The following is a 20,023-nucleotide window of genomic DNA, read 5'->3' on the forward strand; positions in this document are numbered from 1 at the left end:
CACGCGGACCATGCGGACCATGCAGGCTACGCAGACCATGCGGCCCGTGTGAGCCACACGGGCCACGTGGGCCACGCGGTCTCGGACTTTGAGGCGTGGCTCGGGGCCGCCCTGCGTGCCGGTGCCGTCGCCGGGGACGGCACCGGCGAGGCGGAGCGCCGGGCGGTGGCCGCGTTCCGCGCCGCCCGCGAGACGCGGACGTCGCCCGCGCGCACCCGGCGCCGGGACGACTGGCGGCCCGCCGCACCGCGCCGCGGGCGCTCGCTGAGGGCGACGTTCTCGGTCGCGTTCGCGAGCCTCGCGCTCGGCGGTGTCGCCGTCGCGGCGATCGGCTCCGCCGGGTCCGGCACGGACGCCCGGCCGGACACCCCCCGCTCGGCCCGCCCGTCCGCGAGCACCCCGTACCGGCCGGCCGCTCCCGGCACGTCCGCCGGCCCCGCGACGCCGAGCCCTTCCGGACGCCCGCATCACCCGGCCACCGCGCGGGACACCGTGGCCCACTGCCGTACCTACGAGCGGGCCGGGGGCCGGGGCGGCGCCCTGGACTCGACGGCCTGGCAGCGGCTCGTCGCGGCGGCGGGCGGCGCGGACCGGGTCGCGGCCTACTGCACGACCCAGGTGACGAACGACACAGCCGGTAACGGCAAAACCGCAGGAAACGGCGCCAAGTCGAGCAAGTCGAATACCAAGTCGGGGCCGAACGGCGGCGATTCGAAGCCCAGGCCCAAGCCGGTCGCCGGCGCCACGAAGCCCGCCACGGGGAACGCGAAGCAGTCCGGCGGAAGCGCGAAGGCCGCCAACGGCGGCTAGCCGAACGGTGCGACAAAGCCTTGGCGAAGGAGGCTCTCCGGCCAGTTCGCCCGGGGTGTGGGGACCGCGAGCGAGCGCACGGCACAACCGCATGCGTACCGGCCTCCAGCCGGGCGCAGTCGCCACGGCGAGATGTGGCCGGCCGAACGAGGTGGGGATACAGGGCCGAGGTGTTCGCGGCATACCAGGGTGTCCCTTCGACCGGCCGTGACCGGTGCTGTGTGCTTGAGGTAAAGGGACCGGTGATATGGGTGCAGTGAGAGACCCTGGTGGGTCCGCTGTTAAATCAGAAACACCTAAACCTAAACATTCTTCACACGATTAGGTGACCCGGTCCGGCAAGGATATTTGGATCTTTCTTGGCCCCCATACTCGGTCGCGGACGAGTGACAGAGATCCAGGGGGTAAATCGTGTCGGATGTCTTCGATCGTATCGAGTGGAAAGCTCGGGAAATCCTCGGGGGAGGGCCGGTTTGCGTACACGTGGGAGATGTCAAGGAGTGTGATATCAAGCGGCATCCAACTTACTCAAAGTTCCGCGATGAGGCGATCTCGGCGGGAGTTCGGTCGGCTGCGAGTTCCCGTCTGTGGGAGTCCATGATTGCTATAGGCAGGTTGTCCGATCTGGATGGCGATGACACGTGGCGGTTGGTCATTCTCGACTGTATCGTCCCCTGCTTCCGTTCGTTGTCCACGAAAATCTCCCGAGATTTCCAGGTCGAGCGTGAAGAGATCCGGTCGGCTATGGCGGTAACCGCATTGGAGGTATGGAAAGACACTGCTCAGGGCGTTCCGCCGCGCCACGTCAGGGACCGAATGGTCAAGGCGTCCTTCGAGGTGGCCTTCCGGTACGGGAACGCCACCTTCGGTCAGTACCCGATGGATGACGTCGAATTATTAATTCAGTCGGAAATCCCTGCTCAGGACTCCGTGCTCAAGGCGTCGTCGATCATCGATGTCAACAGTATCCGTGACGCTGATGTCGCAGAACAGCTCAGGGGTGAGCGAATCGGGGCGCTGTTTCAGAGGCTGGGGCACTTCGACGCCGTTCGAGGTTTTCATGACGACCTTCGCGCCGGTCGCCGTTCGGGGTCGGTTCGCCAGGTGATGACGACTTCGAGGCTGCTCCGATCCCGGATTTCCGGCCCGAACCTCTACTACTATGCCTCAGACCTCTACCCTCCGTACATCGGGCTCCGAGAAGCCGCAAGCGTTATGGGGATCGCGGAGTCTGCTGCGCATCGACTCATCAGGGCTGGGCAGTTCCCCTTCCCGGCAGCAAGGGCGGGACGAAGCTATAAGATCTCCGTCAAGGCCCTCATGTATTTCAAGGAAATTCCCGACGTCATCGTCCATGTCGACGACGTCGAGAATGGCGCCCTGCACGCGAGCGGCGGACGGTGAGCCATGCTGCTGTCAGTCGAATTTCCTGGCTTCCTGAGCCATGTAGGGCTTGACCGGGTGCCAGGCGGTGAGGTGGGCAAGCCGCGTTGCCGGTGCCGCCCCCGGTCAGGTTGAGGGCGCGAGGGCGTTGGGGTCGACGTCGGGCAGGAACGGCACGGAAGCCTTCAGCCGGTTCCGGTGGATGCCGGCTCCCGCAGGCGGCTGACGTGGAGCAGGGTTTCGCCGAGCAGGTGTGGCAGCAGGCCGCTCCGACCTTCAACTCCAAGATCCTTGGACCGCACTTCGAGGACCTGGCCCGCGACTTCACCCGCCGTAACGCCCACACCCTGCTGCCCGGTGGACTGCCCGGTCCGGTCGGCACCACCGAGGTCGCCGATCAGGCCGCCCGGACCAAGCACGGGGTCGACGTCATCGCCCTGGCCGCTGGCGAAAGCCCGCAGGCTCCTCGCGCGAGGATCGCGCTCCTGGGCGAGGCCAAGGCGACCGCCGCCCGCCGGGGCACTGGTGACCTGGAACGCCTGGAACGCCTGGAACGCATCCGCGCCCTGCTCGCCGATCAGGGGTACGACATCGCCGCCACCACTCTGGCCCTGTATTGACCACCCATTACGGAAGGTAAGGTCCCCGCTCTCGCTGAGCCGGCGCGCAGGCGATGACGCGTTCGACACCCGGCTGCGTGGTGTGAGCGGTGGGAGTGGTGTGAGCGTCGTGGTTGCTGCCAGGGAGCCTCTCTGTGTTTGCGGAGCGGATGCCAGGGGTTCGACTCCCCTGGGCTCCACACGTAAATGCCCTCTGACCTGCGAAAACGCGGTTTCAGGGGGCATTTTTGGTGCGCACGCGGGCGCACGTGTGCGCACGTGGGGATGCGGGAGCCCTTGATTCCCAAGGGGTATGCGGGTCGGCGTCTCCCCCCGTGGATCCCCTGGTACCCCCGAGGGGCGTCGGCTTCGCCCGGTGCGGTGCGGATGGGTGGGCTGACCGAGCCGAGTTCCGGTCGCGGGTCCGGCCTCGTGAGAGAACCCGCGGGCGATGGTGCGCGGGCTGATCCGCGAGCTGCCGCGCAAGACGTGTGGCAGCTGACTGAGTTCGCGGTCACGCGAACCCGGACCGGCTACATGGCTTCCTGGCGATGGCGGTCGGGGACGCCGGCGCTCTTCGCGGCCGCGTCCCCGCTTAGGAGGTCGCCGCTCTGGCGGCCGACGATGCTGAATGTGCCCTGGGGTGGGACCAAGGCCTGTCAGGACGGCGGGGAGACCGGTGATGCGCCAGTGCAGTCGACAGCTCGACGACTCGCCCGTGCTCCTGGGGGTGACACGCGCTCGCGGCCGACGGTCTCCTCGACGAGGCGGATGACCACGTTCTCGTTGCTCCGGTACAGGACGACTCGGTCACGCCAGGTACGGCGGGCGATGGCAGCAGCCAGACTTCCTTGAAGGCGTCACGGTCGTGTTTCCGGGCAAGGCCCGAACCCGAACAGGATCAAGGGAGTTCAGGTGATTGACGTGCGGCCCAGCCAGCGCATGCGAGACCTCGGCGTCGTCCAAGAAGATGCCGGCATCCTCGCCGAACCGGCCCGTGCCTTCGACCTGCCTGCCGAACGCGACAAGGCCGAACACATCGTGGACGAACTGTTCGCCGCCATCGAGCGCATCGGCCAGGTCCACCCCTTCGCCAAAGGCATGGGCATCACCGCCCCACAGATCGGCATCGCCCGCACCGCCGCAATCGTCCTGCCGCCCGACGACGCCCCCGCCGTCATCCTCCTCAACCCCCGGATCACCGACCGCTCCGAGGAGACCGACGAGCAGTACGAAGGCTGCCTCAGCTTCTTCGACGTCCGCGGCCTCGTCCCTCGCCCCCTGAAGATCACCGTAGAAGCCAGCACCCTGAGTGGCGAGACCACCATCACCGAGTACGAACGCGGTCTCGCCCGCCTCATCCATCACGAAATCGACCACCTCGACGGCCTGCTGTACACCGCCCGCATGCGAACCGGGGTCGAACCCATCCCCGTGGAGGAGTACCGGCAGACCGGGCGAGCCTGGGCGTACGAGTAGGCCACTCCGCGGGCAGCAGCTCGCAAGGCAGTACGGCTGAAGCGCCGTCGCTGTGGCGAGCGAGTGGGGGTAACGCGGTGGTAGAGGTTGTCCCAAGACGACCCCCATGCCGAACCCGGCCGGGCTCGTCTCCGTCGAAGGAGCATGATGAGGCGAATCGTGGCCATGCTCCTCGTTTCTGCTGCCACCGCAACGCTCGGCGCGTGCGGCAAAGCAGAGAAATCGGACAAGGCTATCGAGCAGGGCGGCGGTCTCCCGACGGCTCCGGTAGTCCAGAGGGACACCCAGCCCTTTTCTCCGGTGCGTCCGATCTCCGTCGGCCTTGACGGACGTGTCTTGTCCGTCAAGGCAGTGGGGGGCGATTGCCTGACCCCGAGTCTCTCGGCCCGGGAGACGAGTGGCACGGTGGCCTTGACGATCAAGGTCGTTGCCCGGGAGAACCGAGGTCAGGCGTGCACCACCAACGCTGAACTCGTTCCGCTGAAGGTGACGTTGACGCGATCCCTGGGCGTGCGCAAGCTCATCGATGGGGCCACGGGTCGGCCGATAACCGCCCCCGTGGTGACCTCCTCGGATGCTCGCTCACGTCTGGCGGTGCTGCCCTCGCAGGCCGACGCCGACGGTGCCGTCCTGCCGGCCGACAGGGAGAACGCACTCCGGACAGAGCCTTCCGGGCCCGGTGCGGTCAGCTGCCGATCGGACTGCTTCCGAAGGCGTCGGTGACTTCCCCGTAGTTCCGGTGCAGGAGCGCGGTCAGCTGCGGTGTGAAGTGCTCGAGGGAGCTGCCGATGCGCCCTTTGTGGAAGGTGAACGCGTCCGGGTTGAAGATCTTTTCGGCGATGACCGAGGGGCCGGGGCCCGTGGATGGCGCACGCGACCGTCGACACCAAGGAGGACCGGCGCCGGCTCATGAGCGAGGCCACAGCCTGGCACGCGGAGCTTTGGACCTCGCAGAGGAGCCCCGCCTGCCTATCTCCCGCTGGTTCACCTCCTGCCCGCCCGCGATGCACCGGCGCGTCACGGACGACTCGGCCGCCTACCCGCGCGGCTTCGCCCTGGTCGTCCAATCGTGAGGCCACCGGCCACACGGTCCTCACTGCGAGACGACCAGGATCGCCCCGCCCGGCCTCCCCAGGATGTACCAGGGCCCGTCCGGTCGGCGGGGAGGAAGACCGGACGGGCCCTGGTGGATTGAGGGCGGAGCACTGGTGCCGGCGGACGTCGGCCGGCTCCCCCATCGCGGTCCGTCAGTCCCGTTGCAGCCAGACGGTGGTGTCCGGAGGGAGCTGCCCGTCACTGCCCAGTGGTCCCGACTGCTGGAGGGGGCGGCAGGCGACGGGGAGCGGGACTGGCTGGTCGGAAAGGTTGACCGCGCACAGCAGTCCGTTGCCGCGTTCGAAGAGAAGCGTGCCGTCCGGGCTGTCCAGCCAGCGGAATTCTTCGCCGCTCATGCCTGCCTTGGTGCGGCGTAGGCGCAGGGCGGAGCGGTAGAGCTGGAGCATGGAAGTGGGGTCGGCCTGGTTGGCTTCGGCGGTGCAGGACTTCCAGTCCTCGGGCTGCGGGAGCCAGGGTGCGGCTCCGTTTGCGCTGAAGCCGAAGGGCGGGGTGTCGCCGGTCCAGGGGAGCGGGACGCGGCAGCCGTCGCGGCCTCGGATGGTGTGGCCGGAGCGTTCCCAGGTGGGGTCCTGGAGGACTTCTTCGGGAAGGTCTTCGACTTCGTACAGGCCCAGCTCCTCGCCCTGGTAGATGTAGGCGCCGCCGGGCAGGGCGAGCATGAGCAGGGCAGCGGCGCGGGCGCGGCGGGTGCCGAGGGTGAGGTCGGTGGGGTGGCCCTGGTCGCGCATCGGGGTGGTGACACCGGTGTAGGCGCGGCCGTAGCGGGTGACGTGGCGGGTTTCGTCGTGGTTGGACAGGACCCAGGTGGCGGGGGCGCCGACGGTGGCGAGGTCGGTGATGCTGCGGTCGATGACCTCGCGCAATCTGTCTGCCTCCAGCGCGCACTTGAGGAAGTCGAAGTTGAACGCGGTGTGGAGTTCGTCGGGGCGGAGGTAGCCGGCGAGGCGGCCGGGGCGGACGTGGGCCTCGGCGACGAAGACGCGCCGGTCGGGGTAGCTGTCGGCGATGGCGCGCCAGTTGCGGAAGATGTCGTGGATGCCGTCGCGGTCCCAGTGCGGGTGGTTCTCCTGGCCCTTTCGCGCCAGGACGGAGAACTCGGTCAGGCCGAGGTCGGGCAGGGCCGGGTCCTTGACCATGCCGTGGGCGACGTCGATGCGGAAGCCGTCGACGCCCAGGTCGAACCAGAAGCGCAGGACCGACTCGAACTCGGCGCGGACCTCGGGGTTGTCCCAGTTGAGGTCGGGCTGTTCGGGGGCAAAGAGGTGGAGGTACCACTGGCCGTCATCGGTGCGGGTCCAGGTCGGGCCGCCGAAGGCCGCGTGCCAGTCGTTGGGCGGCAGCGAACCGTCCTCGCCTCGGCCCTCGCGGAAGATGTACCGCTCCCGCTCCGACGAACCGGGGCCCGCCGCCAGTGCCTGCTGGAACCAGGCGTGTTGGTCGGAGGTGTGGTTGGGGACGATGTCCAGGATCACCCGCAGGCCGAGGTGGTGGGCTTCGGTGATGAGCTGCTTGGCTTCATCGAGGGTGCCGTAGCCGGGGTGGATGTCGCGGTAGTCGGAGACGTCGTAGCCGCCGTCGGCCAGCGGGGACGGGTACCAGGGGTTGATCCAGATGGCGTCGACACCGAGGTAGGTCAGGTACTGCAGGCGGGAGCGGAGACCGGCGATGTCGCCGATTCCGTCGCCGCTGTCGTCGGCGAAGCTGCGTATGTAGACCTGGTAGATGACAGCGTTGCGCCACCAGGAGTCGCTTGCGTTGCTCACGTTGCTCGGTTCCTGACTGTTCGGTGTACGTGTGGGGGTGAAGAGGAGGAGATGCCTGGCGCTAGCCCTTGACCGAGCCCTGCAGCAGCGCCTTGACGAAGTGGCGTTGCAGGAACAGGAACACGAGGATCGTGGGGGCCATGATCAGCAGGGCGCCGGCGTTCAACAGGACCTGGTCGGTGCTGTATTTCGTGGTGAACGCCTGCAGGGCGCCGGCCATGGTGCGCTTGTCGGGGTCGTCGATGAGCACCAGGGCGAGCAGGAACTGGTTCCAGGTGGACAGGAACATCAGCAGGGCCAGGGAGGCGATCGCGGGGCGGGCCAGCGGAAGGTGGATGTGCCACAGCGCCCGCCAGGGTCCGGCGCCGTCGATGCCAGCCGCCTCTGACAGTTCGCGGGGCACGGTGACGAAGTGCGCGCGCATCCAGAAGACCGCGAAGGGCATGTTCAGGCCGATGAGCGGCAGGACCAGCGCCCACTGGCTGCCCAGCAGGCCCATTTCCTTGACCTGTTCGTACAGCGGGACGATCACGATCTCGTACGGCAGGGTCAGCGTGAGGACGAGGACCGTGTAGAAGACGCGGCCCAGCGGGATGTCGAGTACGGCGATCGCGTAGGCGGCCATGGTCGAGATCAGGACCGCGGCGGGGACGACGCCGAACACGATGAGGGTGCTGGACTTCAGCAGGGTGGTGATGTTGGCGACGTTCCAGGCGTCGACGAAGTTGTGCCAGTGCGGATGGCTCGGCCAGCTCAGGCCGCTGGGGAAGGAGCCCTGGGGCGCCAGCGCCGCGCTGATCATGCTCAGCAGCGGCACGACCGAGTACAGTCCGGCCGCTGCGATCAGCACCAGGCCGGGCGCGCGTCGGCGCAGTGTCCGTGTGGGCATGGGGCTACTTCTCCCGGAACAGGCGCTGGAGCGGGGCGATGACCGCGATCACGATCAGAGTGAGGACGACGGCGAGGGCGGAGGCCGCGCCGAGGCGGTTGTCGTTGAAGGCCAGGTTGTAGACGGCGACGCCGGGAACCATGGTCTGGGTGCCGGGGCCGCCCTGGGTGGCGAGATAGACCACGTCGAAGCTGGCGAGCGCGGCGATGATCGTGATGGTGACGCAGACGCCGATCTCGTTGCGCAGCCCGGGCAGGGTGACGGCGCGGAACTGACGGATGGGGCCGGCGCCGTCGATGCGGGCGGCCTCGTAGAGGCTGCCGTCGATCTTTCCGATGCCGGCGAGCAGCAGCATCGTGCACAGGCCGGTGGACAGCCAGGTGCCGATGAAGCCGACCGCGGTCAGGGACCAGGTGAAGTCGGCCAGCCAGGGGCGGGCGAGCGAGCCGAGGCCGATGGCGTGCAGGAACTGGTTGACCACGCCGTTGTCGGAGTACATCCACGTCCAGGCCACACCGGCGGCGGCGCCGGGGATGATCTGCGGCAGGAACAGCAGGGTGCGGGCCAGGGCGCCGGTGAAGCGGCCCTGGATCTCGCGCAGTACGGAGGCGGTGATCAGGGCGAGGGTGAGGGGCAGGACGGTGAAGAACACGATCAGGTAGAAGGCGTGGAGCAGGGAGGTGAGCTGCTCGTGGTCGGTGAAGACCTCGGTGTAGTTCTTCAGACCGACCCAGGTGGCGGCGCCGACTCCGTCCCAGTCGTAGAAGGAGTACTGGATCGACATCAGCACGGGGCGGAAGTTGAAGACGCCGTAGAAGGCCAGGGCCGGGAGGGCGAACAGCCAGCCGGCCCACCGTCGGGCCCGGAGCCGACGGCGAGTACGGCTCCGGGCTGCGGTGGCGCCCTCCTCCTGGACAGTGGCGGGGGGTGTGGTCAAACGCATGGTTCTCAGCTGCTCTTGAGGGCGTCGGCGTAGGTGGACTGCAGGGTCTTCACCATCGCGGCCGGTTCGACCTTGCCGGAGACCAGCAGCTGCAGCTGCTGGGTGAGCTTGGTGCCCACGGCGGGGGCGGAGTTCTGCAGCCAGCTGTCGAAGCCGTTGTCGGCGGCGATCGCGGCGTAGCCGGCCTGGATCTGGTCGGTCAGCGAGCCGGACAGCGACGGCTTGGCGGCGCTCTTCGCGTCGTCGGTCAGGGCGGCGTAGCCGTTCTTGACCGCGACCTTCGCCGCCTCCGGAGTGGTGAGGAAGTTCAGGAACAGCGCGGCGGTGTCCTTGTGCTTGGAGCGGGCGGCGATCGAGAAGGCGAGGGTGTTGCTGGTCATCCCGGCGTACGAGCCGCCCTCGGTGGCCGGCGGCATCGGGAAGACGCCGTACTTGCCCTTGAAGTTCTCGTCCAGTGTCTGCGTGATCCAGCTGCCCTGGAAGAAGAACAGGCCCTTGCCGCCGGTGAACTGCCCGTACGACGCCTCCTGGTTGATCGCGTTGACATCGGAGGCGAAGTAGCCGGCCTTGATCCACTTCTGCAGGGTCTCGGTGGCCTTCACCGCCGCCGGGGTGTCCAGGGTGGCGCCCGGCTGGTGGTAGACGATGTCGCTGAGCTTCTGGGCGCCCATGTAGTCGCCGAGCAGGAGGTTGTAGAGGTGGCCGATCAGACCGTCCTGGTTGGAGGCGACGATCGGGGTGATCCCCTGTTTCTTCGCCTTGGCCATCATCGCTTCGAGATCGGCGACGGTGGCCGGCACGCTCTTCATACCGACCTTGGAGGCCAGCTCCTTGTTGTAGAAGACGCCGACCAGGGGCCCGGCCGAGCCGCCCGCCTGGTACAGCGAACCCGCGCCGGTCGTCCGCATCGATACCCGCCCCGGGGCCAGCGCGGACGCGGGGACCTTGTCGCTCCAGCCGTACGCCTTGTCATAGGCGTCGAGATTGGTGAGCAGGCCGTCCTTGACGCCGCCGAGGAGGTCGTAGGGCTGCACGATGTCGGGCGTGGAGTCGGAGGCGAGCAGCCTGGGCAGCACGGTGTTGTAGTTGTTGTCCGCCTCCACCCGCAGATTCACCTTGATCTTCGGGTACTTGGCGTGGAAGGCGTCGGCCAGGCCCTGCTCGTAGGTCTGCAGGCCCGCCGCGGAGAACAGTGTCAGGGTCGCCGGGGTGTCACCCACGGCGGTGTTCACAGCGGTCGGTGTCGCATCGGCTGACGAGCCGGAGCCCGAGCCGGGGGCGCTGCACGCCGCCAGCGTGACCAGGGCGGACCCGGCGGCGACGGCCGTGAGCGTGGCGCGCAGACGCCTGCCGACGACACTGGTGTGCGATCTGGCCGGGGAGGTGGTGGGGTGCTGCTGAAGCATGATGCCTCCTCGCATCCATGCGGCTGCCGTTCACGGTCGGCAGACAGAGTCTCGGTGTGCTTCCCGGATGGCCGCGGGGAGGTGGCGGACTGTTTCGGAAGCGTTTCCGTTGCCGAAAGACTGAGCGCCTCCCTTGCGGCTGTCAAGTAACGAAACCGCAACACGCATTTGACGTGCCGAAACGATCAAATGGCCATATGCGGTGGCGGACCGCAGGGAATCTCCCCTTGGAAGGCTTCCGAGAAAATCTGGAAGCGTTTCCGAAAGTGGGTTAGCCTTCCGGCATGGCGCAGAGCTCCCGGAAGATCAACATGGCGGACGTGGCCCGCGCGGCAGGCGTGTCGATGGCCACCGCCTCACGCGCGCTCAACAACGACTACGGCGTCGCGGAAGCGACACGACGCCGTGTTCTCGCGGTCGCCGAGGAACTGTCCTACGTCGTCTCCCCCGAGGCATCCCGCCTGGCCGGCGGGGCCACAGGGCGGGTCGCCGTGGTCGTGCCGCACATCTCCCGCTGGTTCTTCGCCACCCTGCTCGAAGGGCTGGAGTCGGTCCTGCGCGCCGCCGACCTCGATGTGCTGCTCTACCACGTCGACGGCATCGAGGACCGCCACGACTTCTTCCACCGACTCCCGGCCCGACGCAAGGTTGACGCCGTCGTCGTCCTCGCCTTTCCCGTCGGAGAGGAGGAACAGCGCCGCCTGGAACTCATGGGCGTCACGATCGTCGCCGCGGGCGGCCAGCACGCGCCCTACCCGAACGTGTGCATCGACGACGAGACCGCCGCCCGCCAGGCCATGGACCACCTGCTCTTCCTCGGCCACCGCCGCATCGCCATGATCGCCGCAGTCGACCCCGACCAGCCCGACGAGGTGCAGCCCTCCGGCCGCTCAAACGCGTACTACGCCGCCCTGCGCGACGCGGGCATCCCGGTCGACGAGCAACTCGTCGAGACCGTCAACTGGGGCGGCACCAAGGGCGCCGACGCCATGGCCAAGCTGCTCAGCCTGCGCGAGCCGCCGACCGCCGTCTACGCCCACTCCGACGAGGTGGCTCTGGGCGCTGTGCGCACCCTGCGCCGCGCCGGCCTGCGCATCCCCGAGGACGTCTCCGTCATCGGCATCGACGACCACCCCGTGGCCGAGTTGACCGACCTCACGACTGTCCGCCAACCGGTCCGGGAACAAGGCGAACTCGCCGGACGCATGCTCCTGCGGATCCTGCGCGGCGAGGAAACCGAGCATGACGTGGTCGTCCCCACTCAGCTTGTCATCCGCGGCAGCACCGCCCCGCCCCGCTCCTGAGCCGAGGGGCCACGTCTTGCTTGCGCAGTCAGCGGCTTCGCGGCCACGGCGCAGCATTGCCGTGACCGACCGGATGCGGTCCCGCACGGTCCGGAAGAACAGATCCGCAGGCCAGGAGATCCCAAGGGGGGAGCCGACATTTCCCAGGCGGCCGCCGGCATGGAGGCGTTCCAGGCGTTCTTCGACGAGCACCACGCCGATCTCTCGCGTCTGGGCTTCCTGCTCACCGGTGATCCGGTCAGAGCCGACGACCTGGCGGCAGATGCGCTGGTGGAGGTGCGGCGGCGCTGGGGCCTGGGTGAAGGTGGAGCGGAACGGCTGTCGGCTGACGTGTGGGCGATCGTCGTCGGCCTGGCCCACAGCCGCTTGCGCACGCCGGCTGGTCAGCGCAGACGGTGCAGCATCGGCGCAGTGCTGCGCCGCGTCCGAAGTGGGAGACGTGATGTACACGCTGGAGGGGACGTCCTGACCGCACTGGACCGGCTGCCCTTCCTCACACGGGCCTGTGTGGTCCTGCGCTGCGCCTTCGACTTCTCCGAGCAGGAGACCGCGCGTACCCTGGGCGTCTCGGTGCATACGGTGACCAGCCGTACCAGTCGTGGGATCGCCCTCCTTGAAGATGCGCTGCACAGGACGCGAGCCGGACGCGCGACGGTCGGGAGCGGCAAGTGTTGACCGGTGCGGCGCACCTTATCCGGGGCCGTGCTGCCCCGCTCACCAGCAGGTTCGGTGCGCGCTCTGCAGTCTGAGGAGACAGCCCTTCACAACGCCTGCGGTGTGGGCGGGAGGGGCAGCTCCGCCCAGATCGTCTTGCCCGAGCGGGTGTGGCGGCTGCCCCAGCGCCCGGCGAGCTGAGCGACGATGAGCAGGCCGCGACCGCCCTCGTCGGACAGCCGCGCACGCCGCAGATGCGGGGCGGTGCTGCTGGCGTCGCTGACCTCGCAGATCAAGGCCCCCTCACGGATGAGCCGGAGGTGGATGGGTGGGGAGCCGTAGCGGATGGCGTTGGTGACCAGTTCGCTGACCACGAGTTCGGCAGTGAAGGCGACATCCTCCAGCTGCCAGGCGGCCAGGCGCTCGCCGGCGAGTTCGCGGGCCAGGGCGACGACGGAGGGATCGGAGGGCAGCTCCCACGAGGCGACGCGATCGGTGCTCAGCGCCCGGGTCCGGGTCAACAGCAGGGCGACGTCATCCGTCTGTGCGTCGGAAAGCAGATCGCGCAGCATCCGGTCACACATCTGCTCCAGCGGACGACGGGGGTCGGCCAGCACGGCGCGCAGCAGGTCGCACGCCTGGTCCACGTCGCGGGCCTGGGATTCGACCAGCCCGTCCGTATAGAGGGCCAGAACGCTTCCTTCGGGGATGGTGAACTCCGCGGCCTCGAAGGGCATACCGCCCAGGCCCAATGGCGGCCCCGATGGCAGATCCAGGAAGCGCACCGCGCCGTCGGGGGTCGCCAGGGCCGGCAGCGGATGGCCGGCCCTGGCCAGGGTGCAGCGGCAGGAGACAGGGTCGTAGACCGCGTACAGGCACGAGGCCCCGACCTCGCCCGGCGCCGACGTGGCGTGACCGTGGTGGTCCGCGGTTTCCTCGCGGTCCATGCGCAACACCAGGTCGTCGAGGTGGGTGAGCAGTTCGTCGGGGGCCAGGTCCACGTCGGCCAGGGTGCGTACTGCTGTGCACAGCCGGCCCATGGTGGCCGAGGCCGCGATGCCGTGGCCGACCACATCGCCCACCACAAGGGCGACTCTGGCACCGGAAAGGGGGATGACGTCGAACCAGTCGCCGCCGACGCCGGCACCGGAGCGTGCGGGCAGATAGCGGGAGGCCACCTCGACCGCCGGGTGGTGCGGTGCGGGGTGCGGGGGGAGGATGTTCCGTTGCAGGGCCAGCGCGGTGGCGCGTTCCTGGGCGTACCGGCGGGCGTTGTCCACGAGGACCGCCGCTCGGGTGCTGAGGTCTTCGGCCAGTCGCAGATCGTCCTCCTCGAAGGGGGCCGATGTGCGGTGGCGGAAGAACAGCGCCAGCCCCAGTGTCACTCCCCGTGCCCGCAGCGGTACGGCCATGAGCGAATGGATTCCGTGCGTGCGGATGCTGCGCCCGCGTTCCGGAGAGCTCTCCTCCCACCACTGCAGGATGTCCCGGGCACGGTGCAGCGCGCCGCGGCCTGCGGCGAGAGCGCGTCCGGGCGGGGAATCCTCGGGATAGGAGTAGGTCGCCCCGAGAGGCATGACCGACTCGGGACACCCCGCCAGGACGGAGCGCTGGGCGGTCCGGCGCAGAACCAGCAGATTGCTCCGGCCCGCAGCCGTCTCCTCACCTCGAAGGACGCTGTCGAGCAGATCCACCACCACGAAGTCGGCGAAGTGGTCGGTGCTGATCTCCGCCAGTTCGTCCGCGGTCTTGCCGAGGTCGAGGGTGGTGCCGATGCGCAGGCCCGCCTCGGTGAGGATGGTCAGTCGCCGACGGGCACGGAACTGATCGGTGGTGTCCACCGCGGCAGCGGACATGCCGTGGACGCGGCCTGCAGGGTCTCGGACGGGATACAGCGACAGCAGCCAGACACGCCCGCCGGCATCGCCCGGACCGTGCCCGAGCAGCTCCGTCGTCACCGCCTCCCCGGTGTCCAGGACCCGCCGCATCACCTCGCCCAGGTCCTGAGCGTCCTTGAACATCTCGCCGGAGGCAGAGCGGCCGAGAGGCCAGCCGAGGAGGTCGTGATCCGGTCTGCCCGACGCGCGCGTCATGGCGGCGTTGACCTCGATCCTCACCCCGCTGCGGTCGTACAAGGCCATCGGCAGGGGAAGCTGGTCCAGCGCCCACTGTTTGAGCAGCGCCGCATCCGGCGCACCGGCGTTCACCGGCGCCGACCCGGACGGCTCGACGCCCACTGCTGCGAGGAACCAGTAGGCGTCGCCGGCCGTGTCCCGCAGCGGGTACGCCTGAAGCCTCAGCACCAGCGCGTTGCCGCGCTGGTGCCGTACGGCGACGCGCCCGCTCCAGCTCTCCCGCTCGGCGCAGCTGCGCTGGACGGCCACTGGCAGGGGCGCGGCCAGCAACTCTGTCGCGTTCCGGCCGAGCACCTCCGCCGGCTCGTATCCCAGGATTCGGCAGGCGCCCCTGCTCAGGGCGGCCACCACCCCGCGCGGATCCACTACGACACCGGCGTCCTGTACCGGGGCCTGCCGCATCGGGGGAGGCTCGTCGGGTACGGCGGCGTCATTCGCCATGTCCACGACCCTCGTCCTGTCGTCCGGATACCTGGATCGGATGGGCCCCTCGCCACACTCTGCGTCCAGGCTCACCCCGCACTCGGGCTTTCACAACTGCTGATCATGTTCGGTGGCGCGCGCCGCATACGCCGCGTGGAGTCGGGGCGCTCAGCACCGGCTGACGGCTTGCAGCCGGGGGCGTCGCAGGACACGGCAAGCATGCGTGATCGACGCCAGCTCGCCCCACGCATCCGGTGATCACTGGCCGACAAGGACTCGTGCGTGAGCGATGCGTGAGGGGACTGTCCGGCACGAGGCGCGATAAGCCGGATGGAACACGCAGCCGCGTGGCGCTGATCAGGAAAAACAGCGCCACGCGGCAGCATCGAGGACCACCCGGCAAGGATTCGATCCCACTCCCAGAGCAGATTTCGGTCTGCACGTCGCCATGCGTCCAGATGCGGGTCAAACGCACACCCGTGGCCCCGCTGGCCTCGCGCAGAAGCAGCCGTACGCATTCACCTGCCGCGGCACCGTGTCGAGATGTTCGGCAGGCGGCAAGAGCTGGTGGCCGCGCTCGGTATGTACGCGCACCGTCGGCTGTCGCGCCGTTCGACGTGCGGTACGCCTATGTGCACAGCCAGCCCGCGCCCTCGTCGGCCTATTACTCGGCATCGCGTTGCCAGGCCGCGTGGTCGAGCTGGTGGGGCTGCTGGAACGGCAGCACCACGGCGCCCGGCACTTACGTGACCTGGCGGGACAGCCTGGCGGCCCAGGCGACGTACAAGGGCAGCCCGCGCCCGCAGAAGATGCTCTGGACGTGGTACTCGCTGCGCGGCCTCGGGGATGCGGCAGGCCAGGGCGACGGTCCGCGCGAGGTCGTGGCCATCAACAGGGCGGACCTGCTCACCCGGTACATGAACGACTACCGATTCTTCCTCCAGAAGATCGGCAACTCGAACGACATGATCGACCTCGAACCCGACTTCTGGGGCTACGTCCGGTCGCTCGGCGATCCGCACAAGGTTGCCGCGCAGGTCTCGGCCGCGAATCCGACGGACTGCGGATCGCAGGAGAACAGCGCCGCCGGACTCTCCCGCTGCCTGATCTCGATGGCGCACAAGTACGCGCCGCACACCGCCGTGGGGCTCCACCTCACCTGCTGGGACTGGCAGAACAACACCCAGGGATGCGTCAAGGACTACGCGAGCCTCGGGGCACAGAACGCCGACCTCCTGGTGACCGATGTGTCGGACCGCGACGCAGGCTGGTACGCACAGCCGGCCCACGGCGGCCGTGACACCTTCTGGACCGACCAGAAGGCCGCTGCCGCGCTGAGGTTCTACAAGACGATGGCCGAGTCGGTGGGCAAGCCGGTGGTCCTGTGGCAGATCCCCGTGGGCAACATGGCGCAGAACAACACCCTCAGCCATTACAAGGACGACAAGGTCGACTGGTTCTTCGCGCACATGGACCAGGTGGCGAACGCGCATATCGCCGGCCTGCTGTTCGGTCCGGGGCAGCAGGAACAGACATCGATCGAGACCGACGGCGGAAACCTGATCAGCAAGACCATCGCCTACCACAACTCAGGTGGTACAGCACTCAAGTAGGCAGAGGTACGCGGCCGGTCGGCCATCTCCTCGAACGGGTCGGGTTCGCCCTCTTCGCCGTACTGAGGACTTCTCGGCCGGTGCCGGCGGCCATGCCCCGCCGTCGGTGCCACTCGCCCGCACCCGTACTGGGTTCAGCTGGCTCAAGGCGCGTCACCGGCTGTCTCTGTCTGTCCTGGCTGTCGAGGACGACGAGGTCCAGCCTCTCCGCCGCCAGCCGAGCACGTTCCTGTCAGTCCTGCCCCTTCACTGATGTCACCAAGGCGATCACCGGGCCGGGACCCACAGGCCCCGAATGCACTGACACCGTCTTTGGACTTCCAGGGATGGCCAGGTACTGTGCATTGCATGGAACCTGACATCGCAGGTAAGCCTGTCGCGGGCAAGGCGGAGAGCCAGCTCCGCAAAGGGGTGCTGGAGTACTGCGTGCTTGCGATCTTGCGGGAGGGACCGCGCTACGGCGTGGAGCTGCTCGAAACCCTCGGCGCGGTGAACGTCATGGTCACGAGCCAGGGGACCATCTACCCCTTGCTGTCGCGGCTGCGCCGTGACGGACTGGTGGAGACCCGCTGGCAGGAGTCCCCTAGCGGGCCCCCGCGGCGCTACTACGAGCTGACGCCGTCAGGGCATGCGGCGCTGAAGGAGTTCACCGCCATTTGGCCGCACTTCCGTGACGCGGTCGACCACTTCATCACCGACTGACAGGAGACCATCGTGACGATCACCGAGCACCCGCTGGTGAAGAGTTACCTGGCCACCGTGGCGCGTGAAACGGCCGGACTCAGCCCGGAACGCCGCAACGAGCTGCTGGCCGACCTGGAGGAGCACATCGCCGTCGCCCTCACTGAAAAGTCCGCATCCGGCGACGACGGGATCCGAGGCGTGCTGGCACGCCTCGGCGACCCGCGCACCATCGCCGCCACCGCACTCGGCGACGAGCCCCCCGCCCCGCAAGTGAACCGAGGACGCACCCTCGCCCTGCTGGGACTACTGGCGGCGACCGGCCCCCTGACCGTCTTCGTACCCCTGCTGGGCGGCCCCGCCCTGATCGGCGCGATCTGGTGGCTGTGGACCGCCCCGCACTGGCGTAACCGGGACAAGGCGATCGCGACGGCGGCCGCCCTCGTGCCGCCGCTGTTCGCGGTGTCGCAGTGGGTGCTCCCCGCGGGCACGCTGAACTCCGGCCTTGGAGTGTTCGTCCTCGTTCTCCTGATCGTCCCGCTCCTCCCGGTCGCCGCCGCCGTCTACCTGCTGCGGTGGGCACAGCACCCGTCGTGACAGGGGCTCGACCTGGACACGGCCGGCATCCCGGAACGGCCGGACCGCCATGAACCGGGGGGCGCCGGACCGGGCACCCCAAGAATTCACCCCACCAACACGAGGAACGAACGATGCAAGGACAGCTCGCGCACCAGATGGCTCTCGCCCCTACCGGCACTGTCGTGATCGCCTGCGCCGGAGCTGCTGTAGTCGCCGGTGCTCTGGCGTTGTACTTCGGCGCTCTGCTCGGCATCGTCAGGTCCGACCTCACCGGAGGGACGAAGCTGGTCTGGCTCTTCTTCGCCCTCATGGCCCCGTTCCTCGGGAGCCTGTTCTGGTTCCTCATCGGCCGCCGCGACGCCCAGCGCCGGCCGGGCATCGCCTGATTCCAAGAGCGCTCCATCGACATCTTCGTGATCGGGTGGTCACTGAGCCCATGCGGTGGCATGGCCCGGTTCGGGGCGCCGGATTACGCAGTCCGCCACCCAGTTCGTGCGCGAGACGGGCGCACCACTTTGGCGGCGTATCGGAAAGGTGGAGGCATGGCCAAACCTGTTCGCGCGGCTCTCCGGGGCGTGTGGATCAAATGCAACTTCTGTCAGGGTGACCTGTTCAGGGACCGTGAGGTGAAGCTCAACAGCTCCGGCCTGGAGTTCATGAGCCTGGGCTGGGCAAACGAGTCGGCAACCGGCCTTATCTGCTGGAACTGCGGCTATGTACATCTGTTCGTGAACAGGGATCTCGAACTGTACAAACAGAAGAAGGGCTGAGTCCCGACAGGTCATGCGCGCAGCCGAAGGGATGCGACGGCCACAGTGCCGCCCTATACGGAACAAGATCCGCACCCATCAAACAGACCCTAGTGGGCTGGCCCTGCGGTATCCGCGGTGGCGTCGTGGTGCTTCGGTCCGTGCCCACGATGAAAGGCCACGGAAGAGAGGAACCCCAGCCGTCGCACGGCTGGGGTTCCGCCTATGTGTCGGCGGACCGCACCGCATCGCGGTCACCGGGATGAGGCGGGTCAGCGCTGCAGGGTGAGGAGACCGGGCCGCCACGGCAGTTGGTCGTAGGGGCCGCTCGCGGTGGGGGACTTGCCCTGGTAGAGGAACTGCAGGTTGCAGGGGTCGATGGTCATGGTCTGGTCGGGGTTGTTGCGGACCAGGTCACCGTGGCTGATGTCGTTGGTCCAGGTGGCGCCGCTGTTGGCCTTGCCCGCGAAGGGGTTGCTCTCACTGGCGGCCTGCGGGGTCCACGGACCGTTCAGGCTGGTGGCGGTGAAGGAGCGGAAGTAGCGCTGCTCGTTCGCACCCCGGGCCTCGACGATCATGAGGTACTGGTTCTGGCCCTGGACCTTGTAGACCTGGGGCGCCTCGAACAGGTTCTTCGTCGTGTCGCTCATGACCGTTGTGTAGGACGAGCCGAAGTTGCCGGGGAAGTTCCCGATCGGCATGCTCGCCCGGTAGATCTTGCCGTTGTCACCGGCGAAGAAGAGGTACATGTTCTGGTCGTCGGCGATCAGGGTCTGGTCGATCGGGGCGGCGCCGGGGATGCTGCCGGTGAACAGCGGCTGCGGCGCGGACCAGCCGTTGGGGTTGGTGGGGTCGCTGGAGGTGCGGTAGACGAAGGGCGCCGCACCCCACTGGGACGCGAGCACCCAGATGTTCTTGGGCGCGAAGTAGAACAGCGTGGGCGCCACCGTGCCCTGGTTCATCCCGGTCTGGCCGGCCGACGCCATGTCCGACCAGTTCGTGAAGGGTGCGAACGCCATCGAGCCGTACGACGATCCCGACACGCTTGATGCGTAGACCAGGTGCTTGCCGTTGTAGACCACGTCGGTGAAGTCCTTTACCGCGCCCCACCTGTTCGCCGGCTGCGCCAACGCACCGGTCGAGGTCCACCGGTACGTCGAGGGAAGGGCACATGTGCTGCTCGTCGGCGTGGGCGTCGCGGCCTTGAGGTTCCAGTGCTGGTTGGCGCCGCCGCCCGAGTCCCGGATCTGGACGGGGGTGCCGTTGGCGGTCCGGCCACCGGGGATCTCCAGCGCGCGGCCGCTGGCGACGTTGGTCAGCGTGTAGGAGCCGTCGTTGTTGCGGCCGGCCCGCCAGTGCTGGTTGGCGCCACCGTTGGCGTCCCAGACGGTCGTCCTCGTGCCGTTGCCCGTCCGGTTGGCCGGCTCGTCCAGTGCGCGGCCGCTGGCGACGTTGGTGAGTGTGTAGGAGCCGTCGCTGTTGCGGCCGGCCCGCCAC

The 20,023-nt window shown here is 68.4% G+C and carries 18 protein-coding genes and 1 pseudogene; 13 read left to right on the forward strand and 6 right to left on the reverse strand.

The window, feature by feature from the left end; all coding sequences use genetic code 11:
- Window positions 1-48: 48 nt before the first annotated feature.
- The 6 genes and pseudogenes from IE277_RS33560 (at window position 49) to IE277_RS33585 (ending at window position 5,344) form a co-directional block, all read left to right on the forward strand.
- Complete coding sequence (locus IE277_RS33560; protein WP_189957505.1) at window positions 49-810, forward strand: hypothetical protein; 762 nt, start codon at window positions 49-51, stop codon at window positions 808-810.
- Window positions 811-1,221: 411 nt separating this feature from the next.
- The gene (locus IE277_RS33565; RefSeq protein ID WP_189957506.1) at window positions 1,222-2,214 is read left to right on the forward strand and encodes a helix-turn-helix domain-containing protein; all 993 of its coding nucleotides are present in this window, start codon (window positions 1,222-1,224) and stop codon (window positions 2,212-2,214) included.
- A gap of 188 nt (window positions 2,215-2,402) precedes the next feature.
- Window positions 2,403-2,810, forward strand: a pseudogene (locus IE277_RS33570) (ATP-binding protein); the annotation flags it as partial.
- Window positions 2,811-3,707: 897 nt separating this feature from the next.
- Entirely contained in the window at window positions 3,708-4,271 is a 564-nt protein-coding gene (locus IE277_RS33575) for a peptide deformylase (protein ID WP_189957507.1), read from the forward strand.
- Between the two features lie 159 nt (window positions 4,272-4,430).
- Window positions 4,431-4,994, forward strand: coding sequence for a hypothetical protein (locus IE277_RS33580; RefSeq protein ID WP_189957508.1), 564 nt, complete (start codon window positions 4,431-4,433; stop codon window positions 4,992-4,994).
- Between the two features lie 218 nt (window positions 4,995-5,212).
- Entirely contained in the window at window positions 5,213-5,344 is a 132-nt protein-coding gene (locus IE277_RS33585) for a hypothetical protein (RefSeq protein WP_373310947.1), read from the forward strand.
- 174 nt (window positions 5,345-5,518) lie between these two features.
- Here the strand turns inward: IE277_RS33585 and IE277_RS33590 are convergent, their stop codons facing one another.
- The 4 genes from IE277_RS33590 to IE277_RS33605 form a co-directional block, all read right to left on the reverse strand.
- Window positions 5,519-7,150, reverse strand: a complete 1,632-nt coding sequence (locus IE277_RS33590) for a glycoside hydrolase family 13 protein (protein ID WP_189957509.1) — start codon at window positions 7,148-7,150, stop codon at window positions 5,519-5,521.
- Between the two features lie 61 nt (window positions 7,151-7,211).
- Window positions 7,212-8,039: a carbohydrate ABC transporter permease gene (locus IE277_RS33595; protein ID WP_189957510.1), complete on the reverse strand. Its 828-nt coding sequence runs from the start codon at window positions 8,037-8,039 to the stop codon at window positions 7,212-7,214.
- Between the two features lie 4 nt (window positions 8,040-8,043).
- A complete protein-coding gene (locus IE277_RS33600; RefSeq protein ID WP_229882149.1) occupies window positions 8,044-8,976 on the reverse strand; it encodes a carbohydrate ABC transporter permease in 933 nt (310 codons plus the stop codon).
- Between the two features lie 11 nt (window positions 8,977-8,987).
- Window positions 8,988-10,388, reverse strand: coding sequence for an ABC transporter substrate-binding protein (locus tag IE277_RS33605; RefSeq protein ID WP_189957512.1), 1,401 nt, complete (start codon window positions 10,386-10,388; stop codon window positions 8,988-8,990).
- 284 nt (window positions 10,389-10,672) lie between these two features.
- On the opposite strand from IE277_RS33605, the gene IE277_RS33610 reads away from it, so the two are divergent.
- A complete protein-coding gene (locus IE277_RS33610; RefSeq protein WP_189957513.1) occupies window positions 10,673-11,692 on the forward strand; it encodes a LacI family DNA-binding transcriptional regulator in 1,020 nt (339 codons plus the stop codon).
- 159 nt (window positions 11,693-11,851) lie between these two features.
- Window positions 11,852-12,367, forward strand: a complete 516-nt coding sequence (locus IE277_RS33615) for a sigma factor-like helix-turn-helix DNA-binding protein (RefSeq protein ID WP_189957514.1) — start codon at window positions 11,852-11,854, stop codon at window positions 12,365-12,367.
- Window positions 12,368-12,453: 86 nt separating this feature from the next.
- Here the strand turns inward: IE277_RS33615 and IE277_RS33620 are convergent, their stop codons facing one another.
- Window positions 12,454-14,922, reverse strand: coding sequence for a SpoIIE family protein phosphatase (locus IE277_RS33620; protein WP_229882150.1), 2,469 nt, complete (start codon window positions 14,920-14,922; stop codon window positions 12,454-12,456).
- 614 nt (window positions 14,923-15,536) lie between these two features.
- On the opposite strand from IE277_RS33620, the gene IE277_RS33625 reads away from it, so the two are divergent.
- The 5 genes from IE277_RS33625 (at window position 15,537) to IE277_RS33645 (ending at window position 18,547) form a co-directional block, all read left to right on the forward strand.
- Entirely contained in the window at window positions 15,537-16,517 is a 981-nt protein-coding gene (locus tag IE277_RS33625; protein ID WP_229882151.1) for a hypothetical protein, read from the forward strand.
- A 348-nt stretch (window positions 16,518-16,865) separates the two neighbouring features.
- Complete coding sequence (locus IE277_RS33630) at window positions 16,866-17,219, forward strand: PadR family transcriptional regulator (RefSeq protein ID WP_067308095.1); 354 nt, start codon at window positions 16,866-16,868, stop codon at window positions 17,217-17,219.
- A 12-nt stretch (window positions 17,220-17,231) separates the two neighbouring features.
- A complete protein-coding gene (locus IE277_RS33635) occupies window positions 17,232-17,795 on the forward strand; it encodes an HAAS signaling domain-containing protein (protein ID WP_189957515.1) in 564 nt (187 codons plus the stop codon).
- 113 nt (window positions 17,796-17,908) lie between these two features.
- Entirely contained in the window at window positions 17,909-18,163 is a 255-nt protein-coding gene (locus IE277_RS33640; RefSeq protein WP_189957516.1) for a PLD nuclease N-terminal domain-containing protein, read from the forward strand.
- Window positions 18,164-18,319: 156 nt separating this feature from the next.
- Window positions 18,320-18,547, forward strand: a complete 228-nt coding sequence (locus IE277_RS33645) for a hypothetical protein (RefSeq protein WP_189957517.1) — start codon at window positions 18,320-18,322, stop codon at window positions 18,545-18,547.
- Window positions 18,548-18,798: 251 nt separating this feature from the next.
- On the opposite strand, the gene IE277_RS33650 is transcribed toward IE277_RS33645, so the two are convergent.
- On the reverse strand, window positions 18,799-20,023 hold a 1,225-nt coding region (locus tag IE277_RS33650), incomplete at its 5' end, for a non-reducing end alpha-L-arabinofuranosidase family hydrolase (protein ID WP_189957518.1).

Source organism: Streptomyces alanosinicus, from assembly GCF_014650595.1.
In the GTDB taxonomy this organism is placed as follows: domain Bacteria; phylum Actinomycetota; class Actinomycetes; order Streptomycetales; family Streptomycetaceae; genus Streptomyces; species Streptomyces alanosinicus.